The sequence below is a fragment of the Ghiorsea bivora genome (genome assembly GCF_000744415.1).
GTDB classification, from domain to species: Bacteria; Pseudomonadota; Zetaproteobacteria; order Mariprofundales; family Mariprofundaceae; genus Ghiorsea; species Ghiorsea bivora.
Map to the genome: position 1 here is coordinate 48582 of NZ_JQLW01000009.1, position 24175 is coordinate 72756.

Here is a 24175-nt window from a genome sequence, read left to right on the forward strand (position 1 = left end):
ATAAAAAAGAAAGTTATTTATAGAAACCAATCATTTCTTCTAAAGATTTCACTTTAATTTTTGAAGCTTGACCCGCAGAACCAAATGCTTCAAAACGTGCTTTACAGATGTCTTTCATGGCATCTTTAGCAGCTTTGTAGAATTTACGTGGATCAAAGTTTGATGGATTTTCTTTCAAGTGTTTACGAATTGCACCTGTAGAAGCCATACGTAAATCTGTATCAATGTTTACTTTACGTACACCAGATTTAATACCTTTAACGATTTCTTCAACAGGTACACCATAAGTTTCACCCATTTCGCCACCATGCGCATTGATGATTTCCAACCAGTCTTGTGGCACAGAAGATGAACCATGCATGACAAGATGCGTATTTGGCAATGCTGCGTGAATTTCTTCAATACGGTCGATACGTAATACTTCACCAGTAGGTGGTTTGGTGAATTTATACGCACCGTGAGAAGTACCAATAGCGATAGCCAAAGCATCAACATTTGTTTGATCTACAAAATCTACAGCTTCATCAACACCTGTTAACAGTTGATCCATGTCCAAAGCGCCTTCAGCACCATGACCATCTTCTTCACCCATCATGCCTGTTTCCAAAGAACCCAGACAACCAAGCTCACCCTCAACAGATACACCACCTGCATGTGCCATATCAACAACTGTTTTGGTGACATTTACATTGTATTCAAATGATGATGGAGTTTTCATATCAGCCATCAATGAACCATCCATCATGACTGATGTGAAACCAGACTGAATTGAACGCAAACATACTGCTGGCTCAGAGCCATGGTCTTGATGCATCACTACAGGAATATGTGGATACATTTCCACAGCTGCATCAATCATATGACGCAAAAAGGGTTCACCTGCATAGTTACGTGCGCCTGCAGAACCCTGCATAATGACAGGTGAATTCACCTCATTTGCAGCTTCCATAATTGCATGAACTTGCTCCATATTATTGACATTGAATGCTGGCATGCCGTAATCGTTTTCAGCAGCGTGATCCAATAGTTGACGTAATGAAATTAATGCCATGTTGTACTCCTTTCCTTATTTAAAGTTTTCTTACTTATTTTAAACTAATGATTTTCATTGCATTGGTACCACCTGATTCACCCATAGGTGTACCAAATGTCATGATAATTAAGTCATCTTTACCTGCAATTTTTTCCTCAAGCATTTTCGCTTGAATATCCAGTGTTGCCTTGGGCGCATCGGTTGGACCATAGTCTATATCCATACGAAGTGGCGTAACATTTCTGAATAGAGTCACACGCCCCAAAGTACTATCTTCAGAGGTCACTGCATAAATGGGCACATCACCCAAATGTCTAGACATGTACAAAGCAGTATTTCCTGAACGCGTGAATGATGCGATCGCTTTAACTGGCATTTCTCTGGCTACTTCCATCGCTTGACGCGCAATACATTCATCCACTGAATGCGGAGGGAACCTAGGGTCACGTGTTTGCGAAGAAGGCATCACACGTTGCTTCTCTGTTTCAATGCAAGTTCTATGCATGGCTTCTACAGCTTCAACAGGATAACGACCTGCTGCAGACTCACCCGATAACATCACAGCATCCGTACCATCAAGTACAGCATTGGCGCAATCATTCACTTCTGCCCGTGTTGGAATCGGGTTTTCACACATCGATTCCATCATTTGCGTGGCTACAATCACGGGGCAGTTATATTTAGGTGCCATACGCAACATTTTCTTTTGCACAGGTGGCACAGCTGCATCACCAATTTCTACGCCCAAATCACCACGCGCAACCATAACCGCATCCGATGCTTCCATAATTGCTTTAAGGTTCGCATCAAGTACAGCTTCTGCACGCTCAACTTTAGCAACCATGCCCGCATTTGAACCTTCAGCTTCCACCAAAGAACGTGCATATTCCATGTCTTTACCATCACGAGGAAAAGAAATCGCAATATAATCCACACCAATCGCACATGCTGTTTTGATATCTTCTTTGTCTTTCTCAGTTAATGCATCAGCAGATAAACCGCCGCCAGCACGATTGATACCTTTATTGTTGGACAACACACCACCAACAACAACCGTACAATGAATCTCTTGACCCACAACCTTATCTACATCCATCACCAAAAGACCATCATTGAGCAACAAACGCGCACCAGGTTCAACATCAGTAACAAGCTCTTTATAAGTTAAACCAACACGCTCATCAGTCCCTTCATCCAAACTCATTGCACCATCAAGAATGAACTTTTGACCAACCTTTAATATGGTTTTACCCGTTTTGAATTTACCACAACGAATCTTAGGGCCTTGCATATCAGCAAGTACACCAACCACAACGCCAAGTTTTTTAGCTGCTGCACGTACATTATCAGCGCGCAACTGGTGATCTTCTGGTGTACCATGAGAGAAGTTTAGGCGAACAACATTCACACCCGCTGCAATCATTTTTTCTAGCATTTCTGGTGATTCAGAAGAAGGGCCTAAGGTTGCTACAATTTTGGTTCTACGAATATGTTCTGTCATTATTTTGCACGACCTTCTAACATTTCTACTGCGGGTAGTTTTTTGCCTTCTAAGAACTCAAGAAATGCACCACCACCTGTTGAGATATAAGATACCTTGTCAGAAATATTATACTTATCAACTGCTGCTAGTGTATCACCACCGCCTGCAATAGAGAATGCTTGAGACTCAGCAATTGCCATTGCAATCGCTTTGGTGCCTTCGCCAAACTGATCAAATTCAAATACGCCTACAGGACCATTCCATACCACTGTACCAGCATTTTTGATGATTTCAGCAAGCTCAGCCGCTGAATCAGGCCCAATATCAAAAATCATGTCATCTTCAAGGGTTTCATCCACACCTTTCAATGTGGCCTCAGCCGTAGGTGAAAACTCTTTGGCACACACAACATCTGTTGGTACAGGAATAGAACCACCATTGGCTTGTGCATCAGCTGTTAATTTTTTACATGTATCCACCAAGTCGGCTTCATACAAAGATTTACCTACAGGTTTACCTGCTGCGGCAATAAATGTATTGGCGATACCGCCACCCACAACCAATTGATCCACAATCTTAGATAATGATTCAAGAACGGTTAGTTTTGTAGAAACTTTAGAGCCACCGACAATCGCAACCATAGGGCGCGCTGGGTTATCCAAAGCCTTACCTAAAGCTTCAAGTTCGCCTGCAAGCAAAGGTCCTGCACATGCTGTCGGTGCAAATTGACCTGCACCGTGGGTTGATGCCTGTGCGCGATGCGCTGTACCAAAAGCATCCATCACATACACATCACACAAAGCTGCGTATTGTTTAGATAAAGTTTCATCATTTTTCTTTTCGCCAACGTTGAATCTTACGTTTTCAAGCAAAACAACTTCACCGTTTGCCACTTCAACATCAGCACCAACATAATCTGTAACCAATCGAACGTCTTGCCCTAAAAGACCTGACATATGTGCAGCAACGGGTGCCAATGAAAACTCAGCTGCAGCTTCGCCTTCCGTTGGACGACCCAAATGAGACATCACCATCACTTTTGCACCCGCTTTAATGCAGTGCTCTAATGTTGGCAATGATGCGCGAATTCGTTTGTCCGATGTAACTTTACCATCAGCAATCGGCACATTTAAGTCCTGACGAATCAGAACACGTTTCCCTGCCAAATCTAGGTCGGTCATTTTGATAACAGACATGTTTACTCCTCTTTCACCTACTTTATATTATTAAACGTTTGTTTTTGGTTACTCTAGTGAACAAACAAAAACAAACGTAGGGCTAAGACCGAAGTCAAAGCCCTACTTATGATTTATTTAGCTACGTGCTCAGCCAATCTAAGCATATTACATGTATAACCATATTCGTTGTCATACCAAGATACAACTTTCACGAATGTGTCATCCAATGCAATACCAGCACCAGCATCAAAAATTGAAGATGCGCTGATTCCACGGAAATCAGACGATACAACCATCTCATCTGTATATTGAAGTGTGCCTTTTAAAGAACCTGTAGAAGCTTCTTTCATTGCTGCACAAATATCTTCATAAGAAGCAGATTTATCCAACTCACAAGTCAAATCAACAACTGAAACGTCCACTGAAGGGATACGGAAAGCCATACCGGTCAATTTACCATTCAATTCAGGAAGCACTACGCCCACAGCTTTCGCTGCACCTGTTGAAGATGGAATAATATTTTCAAACACAGCACGACCACCACGCCAGTCTTTCATAGAAGGACCATCCACAGTTTTTTGTGTTGCAGTTGCAGCATGCACAGTTGTCATCAAACCACGTTTCAAACCAAAGTTATCATTAATCACTTTCGCGATTGGTGCCAAGCAGTTGGTGGTACAAGATGCTGCAGAAATAATCGCTTCGCCATTGTAGTCTTCATGGTTTACACCATAAACGAACATAGGGCCACCATCTTTACATGGTGCAGATTGAACCACTTTCTTAGCGCCAGCAGTGATGTGAGCTTGGCAGCTTTCTTGGGTTAAGAAGAAACCTGTGCAATCAATCACAAGCTCTGCTCCAATTTCATCCCATTTCAATGCAGCAGGATCACGCTCAGCTGAAAGACGGATTTTTTTACCATCTACAGTGAATGATGTATCATCAATTGCAGTGACTTCACCATCAAAACGACCATGTGCCGTGTCATATTTAAGCATGTATGCCAAATAATCATTATCCAACAAATCATTAATGCCTACAACTTCCAAATTAGGAAAGTCCTTTTTAATTGCACGAAAAACCATGCGACCAATACGACCAAATCCATTAATACCAACTTTAATTGTCATGTTACTCTCTCCTCTCTCTTTTTTAGAAACTTAAGCGACTTCGTCGATTGCAGAAACAACTGCTTCTACAGTGAAGCCAAACATTTTGAACAACTCACCTGCTGGTGCAGACTCACCAAAGGTATCAATACCGATGACTTTACCATTCAAACCAACATATTTTGCCCAGAAACCTGTGACACCAGCTTCAACAGCAACACGTGAAGTAACCGATGCAGGTAATACAGATTCTTTATAAGCTGCATCTTGCTCATCAAACACATTGGTTGAAGGCATAGAAACAACACGAACTTTCTTATCCGATGCAGCAGCAGCTTCAACAGCAAGGTTAAGCTCAGAGCCTGTACCAATAACAATCACATCTGGCGTACCTTCACAATCTTTTAAGATATAACCACCACGTTCAATCAATTTAATTTGATCTGCACTGCGCTCTTGGTGTACCAAGTTTTGGCGTGAAAGAATCAATGAGGTTGGACGCGTGGTGTTTTTCACAGCCACTTTCCAAGCCACTGCTGTTTCTACGGCATCACATGGACGCCATACGTCCATATTTGGAATCATGCGCAAGGTTGCTGTTTGTTCTACAGGTTGATGGGTAGGACCATCTTCACCCAAACCAATGGAGTCATGGGTAAATACTTCAATATGACCTTGTTTCATCAAGGCAGCCATACGCAATGCATTACGTGCATATTCAGAGAACATCAAGAATGTTGCGCCATATGGTACAAATCCACCATGCAAAGAAATACCATTAATCATCGCAGCCATACCGAACTCACGCACACCGTAGTTCACATAGTTACCATCAGCATGGTCAATCACGGGTTTAGCACCAGACCAAAGTGTTAAGTTAGAACCAGCAAGGTCAGCCGAACCACCCAAAAATTCAGGTGTTACTTTTGCCAAAGCTTCAATCGCATTTTGTGATGCTTTACGTGAAGCAATAAATTCACCTTTGGCAGCAACTTCAGCAATATATGCATCAACTGTTGTTTCCCAATCTGCAGTCAAATCGCCATTGATACGACGTGTAAACTCAGCAGCTTCATCTGGATACTCTGCAGCATACGCAGCAAAAGCCTTATCCCATTCTGATTCAGCAGCTTTACCCGCTTCTTTATTATCCCAACCTTCATAAACATCAGCAGGGATTTCAAATGGTGCAGCATCCCAGTTAAGCTCTTTCCTAACCAATGCAATTTCTTCATCACCCAAAGCCGCACCATGACAATCATGAGAACCTGCTTTATTTGGCGAACCAAAACCGATGATTGTTTTACAGCAAATCATGGTTGGTTTACCTGTTTCTGCTTTTGCAGTTTCAATGGCTTGTTTAATTTCATCTGCATCGTGACCATCAACATCACGAATCACTTGCCAGCCATAAGCTTCAAAACGTTTTGCTGTATCATCGGTGAACCAACCTTCTACTTCACCATCAATAGAAATGCCATTGTCATCCCAGAACGCAATCAGTTTACCAAGACCAAGTGTACCCGCCAAAGAACATGCTTCGTGAGAAATACCTTCCATCAAACAGCCATCACCCAAAAATACATAAGTATTATGGTCAACGATTGTATGACCTGGTTTATTAAATTGCGCTGCCAATGTTTTTTCAGCCAGCGCCATACCAACACCATTGGTAATACCTTGACCCAATGGGCCAGTCGTTGTCTCAATACCTGGTGCATAACCATACTCAGGATGACCTGGTGTACGCGAATGCAATTGGCGGAATTGTTTAATATCCTCAATACCAAGGTCATAACCTGTAAGATGTAATAATGAATAAATCAACATTGAACCATGACCATTAGAAAGAATAAAACGGTCACGGTCAGCCCATTTAGGGTTGGTTGGATTGTGTTTCATATAGTCATTCCAAAGAACTTCGGCAATATCTGCCATGCCCATAGGTGCGCCAGGATGACCTGAATTTGCTTTTTGTACTGCATCCATTGCCAACGCACGAACAGCATTAGCCAAGTGTCTACGATTATTACTCATATTTACCTCTTACTTTTTATATTAAAACGATTAAAACAGAACTCAGACGTGCAAAGTCGTTTGTACACGACGGATGTTACCCACAGAACCCGAAAGTACGACAGTATCTGTTGTCATATACTTACCATCAACATCGGCACCTACTTTTACATGGTCAACATACTCACCACTGGTCAAACCTGTAGCAATAAACATGCAATCATCAGAGGTTACCAATTCATCACGTGTTAAATAACGCTCAGTATCAATACCTTCTTTTTTACACAATTCAATTTCAAAATCTTTTTGCGGTGCCATACGACCAAACATTTCAGCGCCCATAGCCCTTGCTGCACATGCCGTCACAATACCTTCTGGTGTACCACCAATACCAAACAATGCATCAGAACCCATATTCAACACAGCTTGAATTGCACCATTCACATCACCATCTGTTGCCAAACGAACCTTAGCGCCACATGCGTAGATTTCTTTAAGCAGCTGTGCATGACGTGGTTTATCCAATACAAACACCGTAATTTCTTTAATATCTTTATTCAAAGCTTTCGCCAACTGCGTCAAACGCACTTCAACAGATGCTGTGGGATCGATTTTACCGCGCGCAGCTTTGGGATATACTTGTTTTTCCATATAGAAACATGATCCAGGACGGTACATCGTACCAGCAGGTGCTGCAGCCAAAGTTACAATCGAACCTGCCGCATCACGTGCAAAAAGATTGGTACCTTCAATCGGGTCAACGGCAATATCCACGCCAATACCAGAACCAGTACCGACTTCTTCATCGTCATAAAGTGCAGGGGCTTCATCTTTGGCACCTTCACCAATCACAATCAAACCTTTCATGTTCACTTGATTGATACGTTTACGCATCGCATCAACGGCTAGACCATCACCTTCGTCTTTTTGACCAGAGCCAACATACGGTGCACAAGCACGCGCTGCGGCCTCACAAACTTCTACCAAATCAATCTTTAGATCTGCAACAGTGGACATTCATCTTCCCCTAATAATTGTGTGTTTTACAATGAACTTCCCTCATGAAGAAGTGCCAAGGTGGCGCACTATAACCAGAAGTCAGGTAAAAATCGACCCTTGAAAGGTTATTCCTTAGCGATTTTATACCACGTAAAACTCACTTCACCCACTCTCTTAATAACTTAAACAATAATTTCGCAGACTTAGGCGGCTTGTTTTTATTGGCTTCTTGGTTTGCATTTCTGATCAATTGCCGCAACTGCTGCACATTCACATCTGAATACTCAGCCAAAAATGCTGTCAAAGCAGGCGCACCTTCAGATAACAACCTATCTCTCCAGCGCTCAACACGATGAAACTCTAAGTTTACCTTCGTTTTTACTTGCTCAACATTCTCAATTTCAAGCAAAGCAGCATGCACATCAATATCACGTAAATATTTTGCGATTAGTTTAAACTGACGTTTCTTGGCACCTTTTTGTGGCATTTCTTTTAATGTTTGCAAGGCATCAATCACTTGCTCTGGCAGTGCAATATCATACCACTGTTGCTCAGACAACGTTTCCAGCTTCTTTGCCAAGTCTAGAAAAACTTGCACCTCACGTTTCTGCTCTGACTTGTTTGGGCGTTCATATTCAGGTTCATCTTCAAAAGTATCTATCATATGGAAAGAAATTGTAGCGCGAGAAAAGAAGAAGTCTTGTTTTTCGACATTAAACATACAAAAAGACATAAAAAAAGCCTCTTGAGGATTACCCAAGAGGCTTTAATAATGGCGGAGCGGACGGGACTCGAACCCGCGACCTCCGGCGTGACAGGCCGGCATTCTAACCAACTGAACTACCGCTCCATGGTGGGCGCTGCAGGACTCGAACCTGCGGCCACCGCCTTGTAAGGGCGGTGCTCTACCAACTGAGCTAAGCGCCCGCTTTTTAAGGGTCTTCCCACAAAAAGTGGGCGAACATTAACGCCACAATTTCACATTGCAAGCGTTTATTTTTACCCTTACTTCACAGCGTCTTTAAGACCTTTACCAGCTTTAAACTTAGGCGCTTTAGAAGCTGCAACTTGGATTGGCTCACCAGTACGAGGGTTACGCGCTGTACGTGCCGCACGTTCTGTTACAGAAAATGTACCAAAACCTACCAAGCTTACACTATCACCTGCAGACAATGCGCCAGTAATGCCGCTTAACACTGCGTCTACTGCCGCACCAGCATCAGCTTTACTCAAGCTTGCTGATTCAGCTACATGATTAATCAATTCTACTTTTTTCATTCTTACCCTCCAAGATTTAAAAAATACGCTGCGAACTAAAACAGTATGCTTATATATCGTCAACGGTTTTTTGTTTTTATGTGACTAATGCGCCGTAGGCCCATCTTCATTTAAGTATATACCAGCAACCATACCGGGCGCAAATTCTGCAGATAATTTCATAGCCTCGGGCAATCTCACCAAAGCGTGCTCCAATACATCATCCATATTCTCTGCAAAATGCATTTCTATAGAATCTTTAACATTATCAGGCACTTCCTTCATATCTTTCCTGTTTTCTTCAGGAATTATAGCCGTTGTTAATCCTCCCCTATGCGCTGCAAGTAGCTTTTCTTTAAGCCCACCAATAGGCAAACTTTTACCTCGCAGGGTAATTTCACCCGTCATGCAAACCTCTCTACGCACAGGTATGCCAGTCAGCGCTGAGACCAAAGATGTTGCCATGGCCAAACCAGCAGATGGTCCATCTTTGGGAATAGCACCCTCGGGTACATGCACATGAATATCCACTTTTTGATGAAAATCAGGTTTTAAACCCAACAAGGCGGCGCGAGATCGCACATACGTTAGTGCGGCTTGCACAGATTCTTGCATCACATCACCAAGCTGCCCTGTAACCGTCAACTTACCTTTGCCAGGTGTTAATGCAGTCTCAATTTGTAATAATTCACCACCAACTTCTGTCCACGCTAGACCAGTGACCACACCAATTTCATCTTTGGCTTCAGCCAAACCAAAACGGTATGGTTTAACACCCAAGCTATCCTCTAAGTTATCCACAGAAATCGTTTGGGTTTGATTATTTTTTGACACCACAATTTGGCGAGCAATTTTACGGCATACCTTAGCCAAAACGCGTTCCAACCCACGCACACCTGCTTCTCGGGTATAATATCGAATCATCTCACGAATCACATCATCGCTTAACAAAACCTGCTCAGTTTTTAAACCGTGGTTTTTCACCTGTTTGGGCAACAAATATTTCTTAGCAATGGCTAACTTCTCATCTTCTGTATACCCTGAAATGCGAATAATTTCCATTCTATCCAACAAAGGCGCGGGGATATTCATGCTATTGGATGTTGTAATAAACATCACATCTGACAAGTCGTAGTCCACTTCCAAATAATGATCATTAAACGTATTATTTTGTTCAGGATCCAAGACTTCAAGCAAGGCAGCCGATGGGTCTCCTCGGAAATCCGCACCCATTTTGTCAATTTCATCCAACAAAATCAGCGGGTTTTTGGTACCTGCCTTTTTCATAGACTTGATGACTTTGCCTGGCATCGAACCAATATATGTACGACGGTGCCCACGTATTTCAGCTTCGTCACGTACACCACCCAAACTCATGCGTACAAATTCGCGTCGTGTTGCTCTGGCAATCGACTTCGCTAATGATGTTTTACCAACGCCAGGAGGTCCCACAAAACAAAGGATAGGACCCTTCATTTTTTTCACCAGCTGTAACACTGCCAAATGTTCCAAAATGCGTTCTTTCACTTTTTCTAAACCAAAATGATCCGCATCCAACACAGCTTCTGCAGCTTCCAAATCTTTTCGTACCCGTGAACGTTTCTTCCAAGGCAAATCAACCAACCAATCCAAGTAACCCCGTAATACTGTTGCTTCAGAGCTGGTTTGCGGCATCATTTTCAAACGTTTTAATTCCGTTTCAGCTTTTTCTTTTGCCTCTTTGCTTAAACCAATGGTTTCAATTTTATGCGCAATTTCATCCAAATCCGATTGAGCATCATCTTCACCCAATTCCTTTTGAATTGCTTTCATTTGCTCAGACAAATAATATTCGCGCTGGCTTTTCTCCATTTGCCGCTTCACACGTGACCGTACACGTTTATCCACCTGAAGCATGTCCATCTCTTCTTCCATGATGGCAAATAGTTTTTCCAGACGTTCAATCACCGAAGTCATTTCAAGCAATGCTTGTTTTTCGGCAACTTTTAAATTCAAATGAGAAGCAATGGTATCGGCTAATCTATCGACATCATCCACAGCCGTAATCGAAACCAAAACTTCAGGTGCAACTTTTTTATTCAGTTTTGCATACAATTCAAATTGATTGATAACAGTACGCGCCACCTGCTCCTGCTCGCGTTCATCTTCATCCGCTTCAGGTAATACTTCATAACGCGCACGCAAACAAACATCTTCTGTTAAATCATGGACACGTACGCGCGACTGACCTTCAACCAAAACCTTCACCGTACCATCAGGCAACTTAAGCATTTGCAAAATATTACCTAAGGTACCAATCTGAAATAACGCATCCAAATCCGGCGCATCATCCTCAGGGTTTTTCTGGGCTAATAATACAATACTTTTACCTGCATTCATGACTTCTTCAAGTGCTGCTACCGATTTTTCGCGACCCACAAATAAAGGAACAATCATGTGGGGAAACATCACAATATCACGCAACGGCAACACAGGAAGTGTTGTCATATTATCTCCAGATTCATTCGATTGAGAAACATCTACTTCAGCCAATGGGCACCTCTTTTTCATTACATTAAGACGCAAACGATATTGCGCCACAGAATATTATTGATAATGTTTTATAGGGACAATTTCAAGCCCTAAAACGAAAAAAGCCTCGATTGACGAGGCTTTAAAAATCAAAGTTGTGAATAACTAAGCAACTTCTATATTTTTTTGTTTTTTCTTATAAACCAGTTCTGGCTCAGCTTTGCCTTCAACAACATCCGCTGTAATCTTACATGCTTCAACATTATCCATGGTTGGCACGTCATACATCACATCCAACATCACCGATTCCATAATTGCACGCAAACCACGTGCTCCTGTTTTACGCAAAATTGCTTTATCGGCAATCGCATCCAAAGCATCTTTGGTAAACGCCAAATCCACATTGTCATACTTCAACAAAGCTTGGTATTGTTTAACCAATGCATTTTTGGGTTCTGTAAGGATTTCCAACAAAGCAGCTTTATCCAACTCGGTCAGTGTTGCCACAGCTGGCAAACGTCCAACCAACTCAGGAATCAAACCAAACTTAATCAAGTCTTCGGGTTCAACACCTTTTAAACGTTCACCAATACCAATATCATCTTCCATATCCACAGCTGCACCAAAACCAATCGAACGTGTTTTACCACGGGCTTCAATGATTTTTTCTAGGCCTGCAAATGCACCACCTAAAATAAACAGGATATTACTGGTATCGACTTGGGTAAACTCTTGCTGTGGATTTTTACGCCCACCTTGGGGTGAAACCGAAGCAATCGTGCCTTCAATCAATTTCAACAATGCCTGCTGCACACCTTCACCCGATACATCACGTGTAATGGAAGGCGAATCAGACTTTCTGGCTAATTTATCAACTTCATCAATATAGATAATACCACGCTGTGCTTTTTCTACATCACCATCAGCTGCTTGTAGCAGTTTAACAATAATATTATCAACATCTTCACCCACATAACCCGCTTCGGTTAATGTTGTCGCATCAGCAATAATAAAAGGAACATCAAAAATACGCGCCAAGGTTTGCGCAAGTAGTGTTTTACCACAACCTGTAGGTCCTAAAAGCAAAACATTACTTTTAGAAATTTCCACATCACTACTTTCGTTATGTTTCATACGTTTATAGTGGTTATACACTGCCACCGATAACAAACGTTTAGGGTTTTCTTGCCCAATCACATAACCATCTAAAAATTCTTTGATTTCTTTGGGTTTGGGTAAACCTTTGTTGGCGGATGAAGTTTCACTGTCTTTTTCATCGGACATTTCTTCAATCATGATATCATTGCACAGCTCTATGCATTCATCACAGATAAATACCGTTGGCCCTGCAATTAATTTTTTCACATCATGCTGACTTTTTCCGCAAAAAGAACAGAATAATGTTGAATCACCATTGGAAGAAGCTGTCATCTTTAGCCCTCGCTTGCCCCTGAAGTAGGCACATCGTCCCTAGAGGTTAACACTTTATCGACGATACCATACTCACAAGCAGCCTCTGCTGACAAGAAATAATCGCGTTCCACATCTTCAGACAATTTTTTCAATGGCTGACCCGTGTGTTTCGCCATCATACGGTTCAAGTCATCTTTAAGCTTCAAAATCTCTTTGGCATGAATCTCAATATCCGTTGCCTGACCTTGAAAACCACCCAAAGGTTGGTGAATCATAATACGCGCATTGGGTAATGCGTAACGTTTACCCGGCGCACCAGCTGCCAATAAATGTGCACCCATGGATGCTGCTTGCCCTACGCATAATGTAGATACATCACAACGAATATATTGCATGGTATCATAAATCGCCATACCCGCTGTCACCACACCACCAGGGCTATTGATATATAAATAAATATCTTTATCAGGTCCTTCGGATTCCAAAAAAAGCAACTGCGCTGTAATCAAGTTCGCCATATTATCTTCAACTTGACCATTTAAGAAAATAATACGTTCTTTTAATAATCTTGAAAAAATATCATACGAACGTTCGCCGCGAGCAGTTTGCTCTATGACCATAGGTACGAGATTCATGATTGCGCCTTATCCTGCTCTGCTTGCCATGTTGCCAAAGTCTTTTTCACTTTTTTTGTTTTGGCTTGTGATACAACATAATCAATACATTTTTGTTCCAACAAACGGTCTTTCAACGCACCCATTTGCTCTTGGTTATCACGAATGTATTTCGCATAATCATCACGCATATTTTCTGGGTATGCCATGACCATTTCATCAACACCAGCATCAATTTCTTCATCTGTCAGCGTAATATCAAAATCTTTACGCACGTTTTGCAACAAAACAGACAATTTCAAACCACGCTCTGAACGCTCACGAACCTCTTGGCGGAACGCTTCATCCGCCAACATTTCTTCGCTGGCATCCATACCTTGTTGTTTCATATTTTGCACCACACGCGCTGTGGTTGCTTTCATATCTTCAACAATCAAACCTTCTGGCAAGGTCATGGGGTGGGCTTCCAACAATGCTTTGAGTGCCGAATCATGCGTAGCACCTTTGGCCGCATTGGCTGCTTCTTTATCCAAACCTTCACGAATATCTTTTAACATGGCTTCGGCATCTGCAAAGTTCAAAAGTTCAGCCAATTCTGCATCATCTTTGGCTGTAACTGCCGCACCAACACTTTTCACTGTTGTTTCAAAGCGAGCTTCTTTTCCTGCCAAGTTCGGTGCTTGGTAATCTTCAGGGAAAGTTACTTCAACAGTACATGTATCCCCTGCTTTTTTACCAACCAACTGCTCTTCAAAGCCTGGGATAAAGCGACCTTCGCCCAATACAAGCGCAACATCTTCACCTTTACCACCATCAAAAGCTTCATCACCAATGAAACCTTCAAAATCAATATGCAACTGATCACCAGTCTCAGCGGCACGGTCTTCTGTGATTTCATATTTTACTTGTGATTTATATAAACGCTCAAGCACACCTTTAACATCTTCATCATCAACAGTCACTTCTGTTGCTTCAATGCTTAACTTCGACAAGTCCGTCAAGGTTACTTCAGGCCAAGTATCAACTTTTAGTGTGAATACAAATTGGTCATCAGGCTGAACCTTAGGCAAGGACAACTCAGGTTGAAGTGCAGGTGTTAGCCCTGACGACTCAATGGCTGCCACATAATGTTGTTGTAAAAGTTGAGAAACGGTGTCTTCATGAATCTTAGGGCCAAACTGTTTATCAATCACATGACCTGGTGTTTTACCTTGGCGAAAGCCTGGCAACTTCACTTGACCCATCAATTTATTTCTTTCTGCGGCATACACCTTATCGTATTCTGACTTGGGTAAACTAACCTCTACTTCATGCTCATTTTCACCAAGTTTTTTGACTTCAGTTTGAATCATTTAAGCCTCCGAAAGGAATATTAAGTATGTACAAAAAATCAATGCGCCCCAGTAATGGAGCGCATTGACGTGTATGGTACGAGAGGAGGGAGTCGAACCCTCACGCCGTAAGACACTGGAACCTAAATCCAGCGCGTCTACCAGTTCCGCCACCCTCGCATATGTAACCTGCCAACCATGATTGCATCGACAAGGTGGCGCATTATGCCATGTCATTTTTCCAAATCAACATTTTATCATCGCTACCTTATAAGCTTCTCATAAAGCTTGCCTACCAAGCACATGGTTAATCCAACCATACCCTATGATACTGGCACCACTTCACTCCTTCAAGACCAATAACGCAGCGTTTATACTTCTATTGGCAGAGTATAAAAAGCAACATAAAAGCGCACTGAACCATCTGCTGCAACATCATGCTGCATTTCAGGAGGGATATTGGCAGTTTGGCTCGACAAAAGGGTAATACTTTCACGCCCTTCTGGGTTGTATAAAAGCTTGCCTTCCAACACATGAATCTTGCCCCATGTGCCCAACTTGGTTGTATGATGTTTAAGCAAACCTTTAGGGATAGTATCTTGCGTAAAAACAGGCGTTCGTTTGTATTCCTTTAAACCTTCTGGAAACTCCAAAACATCACACCGTTTACAATCAAGTATTTCCCCAAGTTTACTTTTTCGCCCTTCTGCCGTTGCCGACCATGGACGGTTGAAAAATAGTGGCTCATGGCGCACATGTTGCCCATGAAAACAATCCAAATCTGCAACCCAATCATCCTTTTCATCTTGATGGTAACCTACAATTTTTCGTTTCATGGCAACATATACTCCTGATGTTTGTTACAACAGCCTTTAAGGAAACGCTGATTTATTCAGTGCTTCCGTGCAGCCCATGGACGGGCTGCCAAATCAATAGCGTAAGCATTTGATTTGTAAGAGAAAGGAAAACCACGCTTTTCCTTTCTCGTCCTGATGTTTGGCAAGATGCTAATAAATCAGCATTTCCTTAATGCAATATAGAAATCACACGACTACGAAAACTACGATGACATGCCATACACGCACTTAACATTTGTGACTGTTTGGCAATCAAAGCCTTCATATCTTTGGCTTTAGCCGCCTTTTCAATATCCAAAGCCAAATGATGAACCTTGCCATCAGCTTTCTTAAAAGCTTTCATCTCAGTGCGCAAACCAGCCATCAATTTCATCTTTGTGCCCAATGAAGGGGTTTCATGAAAAGCAATGGCATGCGCAGCTTCTGCCGCTGCTGTAAAATTTTCTTGTAAAATCGCATGATCAAGTGCTGCGTAATCCATACCGATTTGTTGCATCACAGCCTGCAAAGAACCTTGTTCTGCTGTGATTGCTGTATTTTGCGCTTTGGCATGTTTAACCTTAGGTTGTACATCAGCAGCCGAGCACATGGCATCATACTTTTGCTGGTGTTTTTTATACAGCGCCATCTTACCCTGTTTCTTAAATCGCTCAGCAGCATGTTTCCAATGATTACAAGGGGGTGCAAAAGTTTCATCATGAATATAAGCTGCAATTTTGCGCACATCAGCTTCTTCAAAACCCATATTTGGCATCACACCCAGTATCTTTACGGGCTCTTTCAGTATCGCTTTATCTGTGGTTGGATTGGTCGCAAAATCCGTTATTTTTGCCACAAACGCTGCTTTATCGGATGTTGCCATCTTGTATTTCATTTGCACACCAAACATAGGCGGCGCTTGCGCAGGATCCAACTGTGCATCATGACACATCAAACAATTTTGTTGAAACAAAGTTTTGCCTTCTTCAAAAGTCGTTTCAGCGGCTTGTGCTTGCGTAAACATCAAACCAAAAACCATGGCTAGCATCATTATTTTTTTCATATTTTCCCCTTTATTATCAATCTATATCAATATATTAGACTTTAATGTTTCACAACATAAAACAATGCAATAAAACAAACATTAAAATGTGTATTCTATTTCTGTGTAAAACCTATCGTTGTTTGCAAACTGCCCAAAGAAATCTGCGTTATCACCTGTAAACATATCAACCCCTACCCGCCCTAACACCGCATCACTAAATTCATACGATACTTTCGGGCGAATCAGCGTGCTACCCTCTGCATAACTGATTAAGGCAATCATTTCAGGTTTAAGTTTATCATTCATATAGTCTGTCGATGCCAACAAAGTGAAAAAACTTGAATTTACCTTTTCAAGCATGATTTTATCCCAGTTTTGAATATAGCGCACAAAAACCTGAGCACTGATAAACCAGTTGTTGGCATTATGATCCAAACCCAAAGCTGCATTCCATGTGGTTGTATCCACGGGAGCAACTGTTGTGGTGATGATTTCATTGGTATTTACTGCCACTTCGGTGCGAACCACCCAAGCACCAAGCGCATTGGCCACCACACCTTTTTATGTTTCACATCCATGCAAACACTCCTATTTATCCTTAATTTCCATCAAATACAGCATCAAGTGACGCAAGGTTTTTATCGTAGTCTCTTTTTCTTCATCACTGACATCAGCCACGAGTTCACGTTGAAAACCGCTAACAATGGGAAAAGCAATATCCAGCACTGCCTTACCCGCATCTGTGATACCAATATCAAAACGCCGCCTATCTTTTTCATTGGGTAACCGCTCAATCAACCCTTTCTTCACGAGTCCATCCAAGCGACGTGTCACGGTTGTTTTATCACGCATCATCAGATCCACGATATTGGTTTGACTGATGACACCGCCGCTAAACAAACGAATCAAAATCGCAAAATCCTGCGCTACAATATTTAATCCCGCCTTAGCAAAGCGTTTTTCCACCTCTTCCGTCATCAAATAAGATACACGGTTGATATGAAAGCCTAGCGCCTGCTCCAGCTTAAAGTCTTGAAGTTCAGCCATAACTATTCTCCCTAAAACCCAACATTAAATTATTTAGTTTACATATGCAACTGTTTTATAATACAACCATTGTGTAACACTACCCGCGCAACCTATTTCTTTATTCAGAAACACCAGAGGTTCATCCATGACAAAAGCATAGAAATTGATTATGATGCGCACCCTTTTAAAAACAGATGTAAAAAAGTGAAACATTTTTCTTATTGGAGCCGCTGATGACGCAAATGCCGAAAAAGCAAGGATTATACAACGCACAACACGAGCATGACGCATGTGGTGTTGGTTTTGTTGCCCACATTAAAAACCAAAAAAGTCATGATATTGTTGAAAAAGGCTTAGAAATCCTGCTCCGTTTAACCCATAGGGGTGCCGCAGGCGCAGACCCTAGAGAAGGTGATGGCGCAGGCATACTCATTCAAATTCCTGATGATTTTTTCCAAGCCGTTGCCCCTGATTCGGATATTACATTACCTGCCACAGGTGAATATGGCGTAGGTATGATTTTCTTGCCACAAGATGAAACACACCGTGCAACTTGCGAAAAAATCATTGAAGATACCATCATCGCTGAAGGTCAAACCGTTTTAGGTTGGCGGGATGTGCCTGTTGATCCTATCCATGCTGATTTACCCGAAAGTGTATTGGCATGTGAACCCGTCTCGCGTCAAATTTTTGTAGGCAAAGGCAGTCAGTGTGCTGACCAACAAACGTTTGAACGCAAACTTTTTGTGATTCGTAAAATCTTTGAAAATCAAATTGCTGATAAAGCGTTTGATGATAAAGCCAAATTTTATGTGAATTCTTTATCCTCCCGCACTATTGTGTATAAAGGTATGTTTTTATCGCATCAAGTGGGTGCATATTTTACCGACTTATCCGATGCTCGCATGAAATCTGCCTTGGCATTGGTACATCAACGCTTCTCCACCAATACTTTCCCATCTTGGGAGCTTGCCCATCCCTTCCGCATGGTGGCACACAATGGTGAAATCAATACCGTACGTGGTAATATCAACTGGATGAATGCCCGTCGTCATTCTATGAAATCTAAATATTTGGGTGATGATTTGGATAAGGTTTGGCCTTTGATTCCTGAAAATCAATCCGATACTGCATGTTTTGATAATGCGCTTGAGCTTTTGGTTATGGGTGGTTATTCACTCACCCACGCTGCCATGCTGCTGATTCCTGAAGCTTGGTCTGGCAACAACTTAATGGATGAAAAACGCAAAGCGTTTTATGAACATCATGCAGCATTGATGGAGCCTTGGGATGGCCCTGCTGCCGTTGCATTTACCGATGGTATTCAAATTGGCGCAACATTAGACAGAAACGGACTTCGCCCTGCCCGTTATTTGATTACGGATGATGATTTGGTGGTGATGGCATCCGAAATGGGAGTTTTAGATATTCCTGAAGAAAAAATCATCAAAAAATGGCGTTTACAACCCGGTAAAATGTTCCTTATCGACTTGGAAGAAGGCTGTATTATTGATGATTCAGATATCAAAGATGCCCTAGCACTTGAACGCGACTACAAAAAAATCTTGGCTGAAACCCAAATTCAAATTGAAGACTTAAATGTGGATGTTGAGGTCAAACAACCCCAACATGATGACTTATTAAATAAACAACAAGCCTTTGGTTATACCAAAGAAAACCTCAAGTTTTTGATGGCACCCATGGCAATCACAGGCATGGAAGCCACAGGTTCTATGGGTAATGATACACCACATGCGGTATTGTCCAATCGTGCCAAACCATTGTACAACTATTTCCGCCAATTGTTTGCCCAAGTGACCAACCCACCCATTGACCCGATTCGTGAAGAAATGGTGATGAGTTTAACATCGTTTATTGGTCCCAACCCCAACTTGCTTGGTTTGGACGATGAAGAACCAAGCTTACGTTTGGAAGTACATCAACCGATTTTGACCAACCAAGACTTGGAAAAAATCCGTAACATCCATCAAGCCACCCAAGGTAAATTCCGTACATTAACCTTGTCCATGTGTTACCCCGCTGATTCAGGTGCTGCTGGTATGGGTGTTGCCATTGAAAGTTTATGTAAACAAGCTGAACGCGCTGTATTGGATAAGTTTAACATCATCATCTTATCTGACCGCGATATGGATGAACAACATATTCCCATCCCTGCATTGTTGGCCACATCAGCAGTACACCAGCATTTGATAAGCAAAGGTTTGCGTGTGGAAACAGGACTTGTGCTTGAAACAGGTTCTGCCCGTGAAATTCAACATTTCGCAACCCTTGCAGGTTTTGGAGCAGAAGCCGTTAACCCATATTTAGCCTTTGAAACATTGATTGATATGCATAACGACGGGCATTTGCCTAGTGATATTGCTGTCTCAGATATTGAACCACGTTTTATCAAGGCTGTAGGCAAAGGTTTATACAAAGTCATGTCCAAAATGGGTATTTCTACATACCAATCGTATTGTGGCGCACAAATTTTTGAAGCCTTTGGTTTATCTTCGGAATTTGTGGATAAATACTTTAAAGGTACAGCCACCCAAATTGAAGGTGTAGGCCTTGATGAAATTGCAAAGGAAGCCGTGATGCGTCATCAGTTGGCGTATGGCAACTCCATGATTCACAAAAAAGCATTGGATGTGGGTGGTGAATACGAATGGCGTGTACGTGGCGAACAACATGCACTTACCCCTGAAACCATTGCCAAACTGCAACATGCCGTGCGTACCAATAATTATGCATTGTACAAAGAGTTTGCAGATATGATTAACAACCAAAAAGGTCGCTTAATTACTTTGCGTGGTTTGTTTAAGTTCAACAAAGGCAATAGCATTCCTTTGAGTGAAGTTGAACCAGCAACCAATATTGTCAAACGTTTTGCCACAGGTGCGATGTCCTTTGGTTCGATTTCACATGAAGCACACAGCACACTGGCGATTGCCATGAACCGTTTGGGTGGTAAATCCAACACGGGGGAAGGTGGTGAAGAAGTTGAACGTTTCACACCATTGCCCAATGGTGATTCTATGCGTTCAGCCATTAAACAAGTTGCATCCGGTCGTTTTGGTGTAACCGCTGAGTATTTAGCAAACGCTGATCAAATCCAAATCAAAATGGCACAGGGCGCAAAACCTGGTGAAGGTGGTCAATTGCCAGGACATAAAGTGGATAGTCGTATTGGTAAAGTGCGCCACTCTACACCGGGTGTGGGTTTAATTTCCCCACCACCTCATCATGATATTTATTCCATTGAAGATTTGGCACAACTTATCTTTGACCTTAAAAACACCAATACCGATGCTGATATTTCAGTAAAATTGGTATCTGAAATTGGTGTGGGCACAGTAGCAGCGGGTGTGGTTAAAGCACATGCTGACCATGTGGTGATTGCAGGTCATGATGGTGGTACGGGCGCATCACCCATGACATCGATTAAATATGCAGGTTCTGCATGGGAAGTGGGGCTGGCTGAAACCCAACAAACATTGTTATTAAACCGTTTGCGCAGTCGCACACGTTTACAAGCCGATGGACAAATGCGTACAGGTCGTGATGTTGCCATTGCCGCATTGCTTGGCGCTGATGAAGTTGCATTTGGTACCATTGCTTTGATTGCTGAGGGCTGTGTCATGATGCGTAAATGTCATCTCAACACCTGCCCTGTGGGTGTAGCAACACAAGATGCCGAGCTGCGCAAAAAGTTTGTGGGTAAACCTGAAGATGTGGTCAACTACTTCATGTATGTAGCTGAAGAAACACGCGAAATCATGGCTGAACTTGGTTTTAGAACCTTTGATGAAATGGTTGGTCGTGTGGACATGTTGGATACTGATGATGCCGTACGTCATTGGAAATCTGAAGGTATTGATTTATCACCTATTTTCCACCAAGTAGAATCTAGCGATAATAAATCACATAACCAAAAACAAGATCATGGTTTGGATGTTTTGATTGATAATAAACTCATCGCAGAATCCAAACCTGCGCTTGAAAACAAAACACCTGTGGTTATTCATACAGATATTTGCAATGTAGACAGAAGTTTTGGCACCATGCTTTCGGGTAAAGTTGCCAAAAAATATGGTCATGCTGGGTTACCAGAAGATACTATTGTGATTCATGCCAAAGGCACAGCAGGTCAATCTCTGGGTGCATGGTTAGCTCGTGGTGTCTTCATCGACCTTGTGGGTATAGGTAATGATTATGTAGGTAAAGGTTTATCGGGTGGTCGCATCACCATTCGTCCACCTGAAGAAACACCCATCAAAGCAGAAGAAAACAGTATTGTGGGTAATACAGTGTTGTTTGGTGCTGTGGATGGTGAAGCTTATTTTAATGGTATTGCAGGTGAACGTTTTGCAGTGCGCAACTCGGGTGCTGTTGCTGTTGTTGAAGGCGTGGGTGACCATGGCTGTGAATATATGACAGGTGGTACCGTTGTTATTCTTGGTGAAACAGGGCGCAACTTTGCTGCGGGTATGTCAGGCGGCATGGCCTATGTGTTTGATGCATCAGGCGCGTTTGAGCAACGCTGTAATATGGCACAAGTCAGCCTAGAGCCTGTATTGTCTGAAGATACGGCTTTGGAAGCCAACTATCATTTGGGTGGCGATTTAGAAACCCACGGTAAAGTGAATATTCGTCATAGCCTAAGCCAAAATGATGAGAAAATATTGCATCAACTTATTGTACGCCATGTGCATTACACCAACTCAACACGTGGTAAAGAAATTTTAGACAATTGGGACGCTTCATTAGAGAAGTTTGTAAAAGTTATTCCTGTGGACTACAAACGTGCGCTTGCTGAGCGCGAAGCCGAGCAAAAAACCAAACAAGTGAAGGAGTCAGCTCATGGGTAAACCAACAGGTTTCAAAGAATTTGAACGTCAAAACCTGACTTATGCACCCGTTGCAGAACGTGTTGTACATTTTAAAGAGTTTTCAAAACTACCCAGTGAAGAAGATTTAAAAACCCAAGGTGCGCGCTGCATGGATTGCGGCATTCCATTTTGTCATAATGGCTGCCCTGTGAACAATATCATCCCTGACTGGAATGATTTGGTTTATCATGGTCTTTGGCAAGAAGCTTTGGATACATTGCATTCCACCAACAACTTCCCTGAATTCACAGGGCGTATTTGCCCTGCCCCTTGCGAAGAAGCATGTACAGTCAACTTGATTGGTGATGCAGTGACCATCAAAAATATTGAACTTGCTATTGTTGAGAAAGGTTTTGAAAATGGCTGGATTCAAGCTGAACCTGCTGAAACAAAAACAGGTAAAAAAGTTGCTATCGTAGGTTCAGGGCCTGCTGGTATGGCATGTGCGCAACAATTGGCACGTGTGGGTCATGATGTGGTTTTGTTTGAAAAAGAAAATCGCATTGGTGGTTTGATGCGTTATGGTATTCCAAACTTCAAGTTTGATAAGGCGGTGATTGACCGCCGCATGCAACAAATGCAAGCTGAAGGTGTTGAGTTCCGAGTCAACCAACATATTGGTGTGGATATTCCTGCCAAATCATTGCTTGATGAATTTGATGCTGTTGTATTAACGGGTGGTGCGGAAAAACCACGCGACCTACCCATTCAAGGACGTGACTTACAAGGCATTCATTTTGCCATGGAATTTTTAACCAAACAAACAAAACGTGTATTGGGTGATGATATTCCTGACGATGAATTTATTACTACCCAAGACCAACATGTGGTGGTGATTGGTGGTGGTGATACAGGTTCGGATTGTATTGGTACATCCAACAGGCAAGGTGCGGTATCAATTACCCAACTTGAAATTATGCCTGCGCCGCCAGAAGAACCCAACAAGCTGATTACATGGCCTGATTGGCCGCTAAAAATGCGCACCTCCACATCCCAAGAAGAAGGCTGTGAACGTGATTTCTCAGTGACCACCAAACGTTTCATTGGTGAAAATGGTAAAGTGACAGGTATTGTTTGTGCACGTGTAGAATGGTCACAAGATGATGATGGGCAATGGAAGATGACTGAAATTGAAGGCTCTGAATTTACACTCAAAGCTGATAAAGTATTCCTTGCCATGGGTTTTGTACACCCTGTACACGAAGGTATGTTAGAAGAATTAGCCGTAGCTCAAGATGAGCGTGGTAATGTGGCTGCCAACACAGACGATTACCAAACAAACTTAGACAAAGTATTTGCCGCAGGTGATATGCGCCGTGGTCAATCCTTAGTCGTGTGGGCTATCCGTGAAGGTAGGCAAGCTGCGCACAGCGTAGATACGTTCTTAATGGGCTCAACAGACTTACCTCGCTAAAACGGTTCAAAT

General features: G+C 42.3%; 18 protein-coding genes and 3 tRNA genes. 2 read left to right on the forward strand and 19 right to left on the reverse strand.

Features of this window, described 5'->3' with window-relative positions:
* Positions 1-13: 13 nt before the first annotated feature.
* From fba to DM09_RS07500, 19 genes are all read right to left on the reverse strand, one after another.
* On the reverse strand, positions 14-1051 hold the full coding sequence (fba, locus tag DM09_RS07410; RefSeq protein WP_038249353.1) for a class II fructose-bisphosphate aldolase: 1038 nt from the start codon (positions 1049-1051) through the stop codon (positions 14-16).
* Between the two features lie 34 nt (positions 1052-1085).
* A complete protein-coding gene (pyk, locus tag DM09_RS07415; RefSeq protein ID WP_038249355.1) occupies positions 1086-2534 on the reverse strand; it encodes a pyruvate kinase in 1449 nt (482 codons plus the stop codon).
* Positions 2534-3712 carry a phosphoglycerate kinase gene (locus DM09_RS07420; RefSeq protein ID WP_038249359.1) on the reverse strand — a complete coding sequence of 393 codons (1179 nt, stop codon included), beginning with the start codon at positions 3710-3712 and terminating at the stop codon, positions 2534-2536. The genes pyk and DM09_RS07420 overlap by 1 nt, the downstream gene beginning before the upstream one ends.
* A gap of 113 nt (positions 3713-3825) precedes the next feature.
* Positions 3826-4827 carry a type I glyceraldehyde-3-phosphate dehydrogenase gene (gene gap / locus DM09_RS07425; RefSeq protein WP_038249362.1) on the reverse strand — a complete coding sequence of 334 codons (1002 nt, stop codon included), beginning with the start codon at positions 4825-4827 and terminating at the stop codon, positions 3826-3828.
* A gap of 30 nt (positions 4828-4857) precedes the next feature.
* Positions 4858-6843, reverse strand: a complete 1986-nt coding sequence (gene tkt / locus DM09_RS07430; protein ID WP_038249365.1) for a transketolase — start codon at positions 6841-6843, stop codon at positions 4858-4860.
* 42 nt (positions 6844-6885) lie between these two features.
* Positions 6886-7839 carry a class II fructose-bisphosphatase gene (gene glpX / locus DM09_RS07435; protein ID WP_038249368.1) on the reverse strand — a complete coding sequence of 318 codons (954 nt, stop codon included), beginning with the start codon at positions 7837-7839 and terminating at the stop codon, positions 6886-6888.
* A gap of 139 nt (positions 7840-7978) precedes the next feature.
* Entirely contained in the window at positions 7979-8554 is a 576-nt protein-coding gene (gene yjgA / locus DM09_RS07440) for a ribosome biogenesis factor YjgA (RefSeq protein ID WP_051938293.1), read from the reverse strand.
* A gap of 40 nt (positions 8555-8594) precedes the next feature.
* Positions 8595-8671 (reverse strand) — tRNA-Asp (locus DM09_RS07445).
* A 1-nt stretch (position 8672) separates the two neighbouring features.
* Positions 8673-8748 (reverse strand) — tRNA-Val (locus DM09_RS07450).
* Positions 8749-8826: 78 nt separating this feature from the next.
* Positions 8827-9099: an HU family DNA-binding protein gene (locus DM09_RS07455; protein WP_038249371.1), complete on the reverse strand. Its 273-nt coding sequence runs from the start codon at positions 9097-9099 to the stop codon at positions 8827-8829.
* Positions 9100-9183: 84 nt separating this feature from the next.
* Entirely contained in the window at positions 9184-11565 is a 2382-nt protein-coding gene (gene lon / locus DM09_RS07460; RefSeq protein ID WP_051938294.1) for an endopeptidase La, read from the reverse strand.
* A 189-nt stretch (positions 11566-11754) separates the two neighbouring features.
* Entirely contained in the window at positions 11755-13020 is a 1266-nt protein-coding gene (clpX, locus tag DM09_RS07465) for an ATP-dependent Clp protease ATP-binding subunit ClpX (protein ID WP_038249376.1), read from the reverse strand.
* A gap of 2 nt (positions 13021-13022) precedes the next feature.
* Complete coding sequence (gene clpP, locus DM09_RS07470) at positions 13023-13637, reverse strand: ATP-dependent Clp endopeptidase proteolytic subunit ClpP (RefSeq protein WP_038249378.1); 615 nt, start codon at positions 13635-13637, stop codon at positions 13023-13025.
* Positions 13634-14968: a trigger factor gene (tig, locus tag DM09_RS07475; RefSeq protein WP_038249381.1), complete on the reverse strand. Its 1335-nt coding sequence runs from the start codon at positions 14966-14968 to the stop codon at positions 13634-13636. The genes clpP and tig overlap by 4 nt, the downstream gene beginning before the upstream one ends.
* Before the next feature lie 74 nt (positions 14969-15042).
* Positions 15043-15127, reverse strand: a tRNA-Leu gene (locus DM09_RS07480).
* A gap of 191 nt (positions 15128-15318) precedes the next feature.
* Positions 15319-15783, reverse strand: coding sequence for a DUF3565 domain-containing protein (locus DM09_RS07485; RefSeq protein WP_038249384.1), 465 nt, complete (start codon positions 15781-15783; stop codon positions 15319-15321).
* A 190-nt stretch (positions 15784-15973) separates the two neighbouring features.
* Positions 15974-16846: a c-type cytochrome gene (locus tag DM09_RS11400; protein ID WP_081881150.1), complete on the reverse strand. Its 873-nt coding sequence runs from the start codon at positions 16844-16846 to the stop codon at positions 15974-15976.
* A gap of 81 nt (positions 16847-16927) precedes the next feature.
* Entirely contained in the window at positions 16928-17380 is a 453-nt protein-coding gene (locus tag DM09_RS07495) for a hypothetical protein (protein WP_198401658.1), read from the reverse strand.
* Between the two features lie 36 nt (positions 17381-17416).
* Positions 17417-17875 (reverse strand): MarR family winged helix-turn-helix transcriptional regulator, encoded by a 459-nt coding sequence (locus DM09_RS07500; RefSeq protein ID WP_038249386.1) that lies wholly within the window; start codon positions 17873-17875, stop codon positions 17417-17419.
* 215 nt (positions 17876-18090) lie between these two features.
* Between DM09_RS07500 and gltB the strand changes: the two genes are divergently transcribed.
* The gene (gltB, locus tag DM09_RS07505) at positions 18091-22728 is read left to right on the forward strand and encodes a glutamate synthase large subunit (protein WP_038249388.1); all 4638 of its coding nucleotides are present in this window, start codon (positions 18091-18093) and stop codon (positions 22726-22728) included.
* Positions 22721-24163 carry a glutamate synthase subunit beta gene (locus tag DM09_RS07510; RefSeq protein ID WP_038249391.1) on the forward strand — a complete coding sequence of 481 codons (1443 nt, stop codon included), beginning with the start codon at positions 22721-22723 and terminating at the stop codon, positions 24161-24163. Before gltB ends, DM09_RS07510 begins: the two co-directional genes overlap by 8 nt.
* The last annotated feature ends 12 nt before the right edge of the window (positions 24164-24175 follow it).

What these genes read in the sequence shown, in the direction of transcription:
- lon (WP_051938294.1), bottom strand. Translation starts at nt 11,565, where the DNA reads ATGACAACACTTCCTGTGTTGCCGTTGCGTGATATTGTGATGTTTCCC.
- DM09_RS07420 (WP_038249359.1), bottom strand. Translation starts at nt 3,712, where the DNA reads ATGTCTGTTATCAAAATGACCGACCTAGATTTGGCAGGGAAACGTGTT.
- DM09_RS07500 (WP_038249386.1), bottom strand. Translation starts at nt 17,875, where the DNA reads ATGGCTGAACTTCAAGACTTTAAGCTGGAGCAGGCGCTAGGCTTTCAT.
- DM09_RS07510 (WP_038249391.1), top strand. Translation starts at nt 22,721, where the DNA reads ATGGGTAAACCAACAGGTTTCAAAGAATTTGAACGTCAAAACCTGACT.
- pyk (WP_038249355.1), bottom strand. Translation starts at nt 2,534, where the DNA reads ATGACAGAACATATTCGTAGAACCAAAATTGTAGCAACCTTAGGCCCT.
- glpX (WP_038249368.1), bottom strand. Translation starts at nt 7,839, where the DNA reads ATGTCCACTGTTGCAGATCTAAAGATTGATTTGGTAGAAGTTTGTGAG.
- DM09_RS07455 (WP_038249371.1), bottom strand. Translation starts at nt 9,099, where the DNA reads ATGAAAAAAGTAGAATTGATTAATCATGTAGCTGAATCAGCAAGCTTG.
- tig (WP_038249381.1), bottom strand. Translation starts at nt 14,968, where the DNA reads ATGATTCAAACTGAAGTCAAAAAACTTGGTGAAAATGAGCATGAAGTA.
- DM09_RS11400 (WP_081881150.1), bottom strand. Translation starts at nt 16,846, where the DNA reads ATGAAAAAAATAATGATGCTAGCCATGGTTTTTGGTTTGATGTTTACG.
- gltB (WP_038249388.1), top strand. Translation starts at nt 18,091, where the DNA reads ATGACGCAAATGCCGAAAAAGCAAGGATTATACAACGCACAACACGAG.
- clpP (WP_038249378.1), bottom strand. Translation starts at nt 13,637, where the DNA reads ATGAATCTCGTACCTATGGTCATAGAGCAAACTGCTCGCGGCGAACGT.
- yjgA (WP_051938293.1), bottom strand. Translation starts at nt 8,554, where the DNA reads ATGTCTTTTTGTATGTTTAATGTCGAAAAACAAGACTTCTTCTTTTCT.
- fba (WP_038249353.1), bottom strand. Translation starts at nt 1,051, where the DNA reads ATGGCATTAATTTCATTACGTCAACTATTGGATCACGCTGCTGAAAAC.
- tkt (WP_038249365.1), bottom strand. Translation starts at nt 6,843, where the DNA reads ATGAGTAATAATCGTAGACACTTGGCTAATGCTGTTCGTGCGTTGGCA.
- DM09_RS07485 (WP_038249384.1), bottom strand. Translation starts at nt 15,783, where the DNA reads ATGAAACGAAAAATTGTAGGTTACCATCAAGATGAAAAGGATGATTGG.
- gap (WP_038249362.1), bottom strand. Translation starts at nt 4,827, where the DNA reads ATGACAATTAAAGTTGGTATTAATGGATTTGGTCGTATTGGTCGCATG.
- clpX (WP_038249376.1), bottom strand. Translation starts at nt 13,020, where the DNA reads ATGACAGCTTCTTCCAATGGTGATTCAACATTATTCTGTTCTTTTTGC.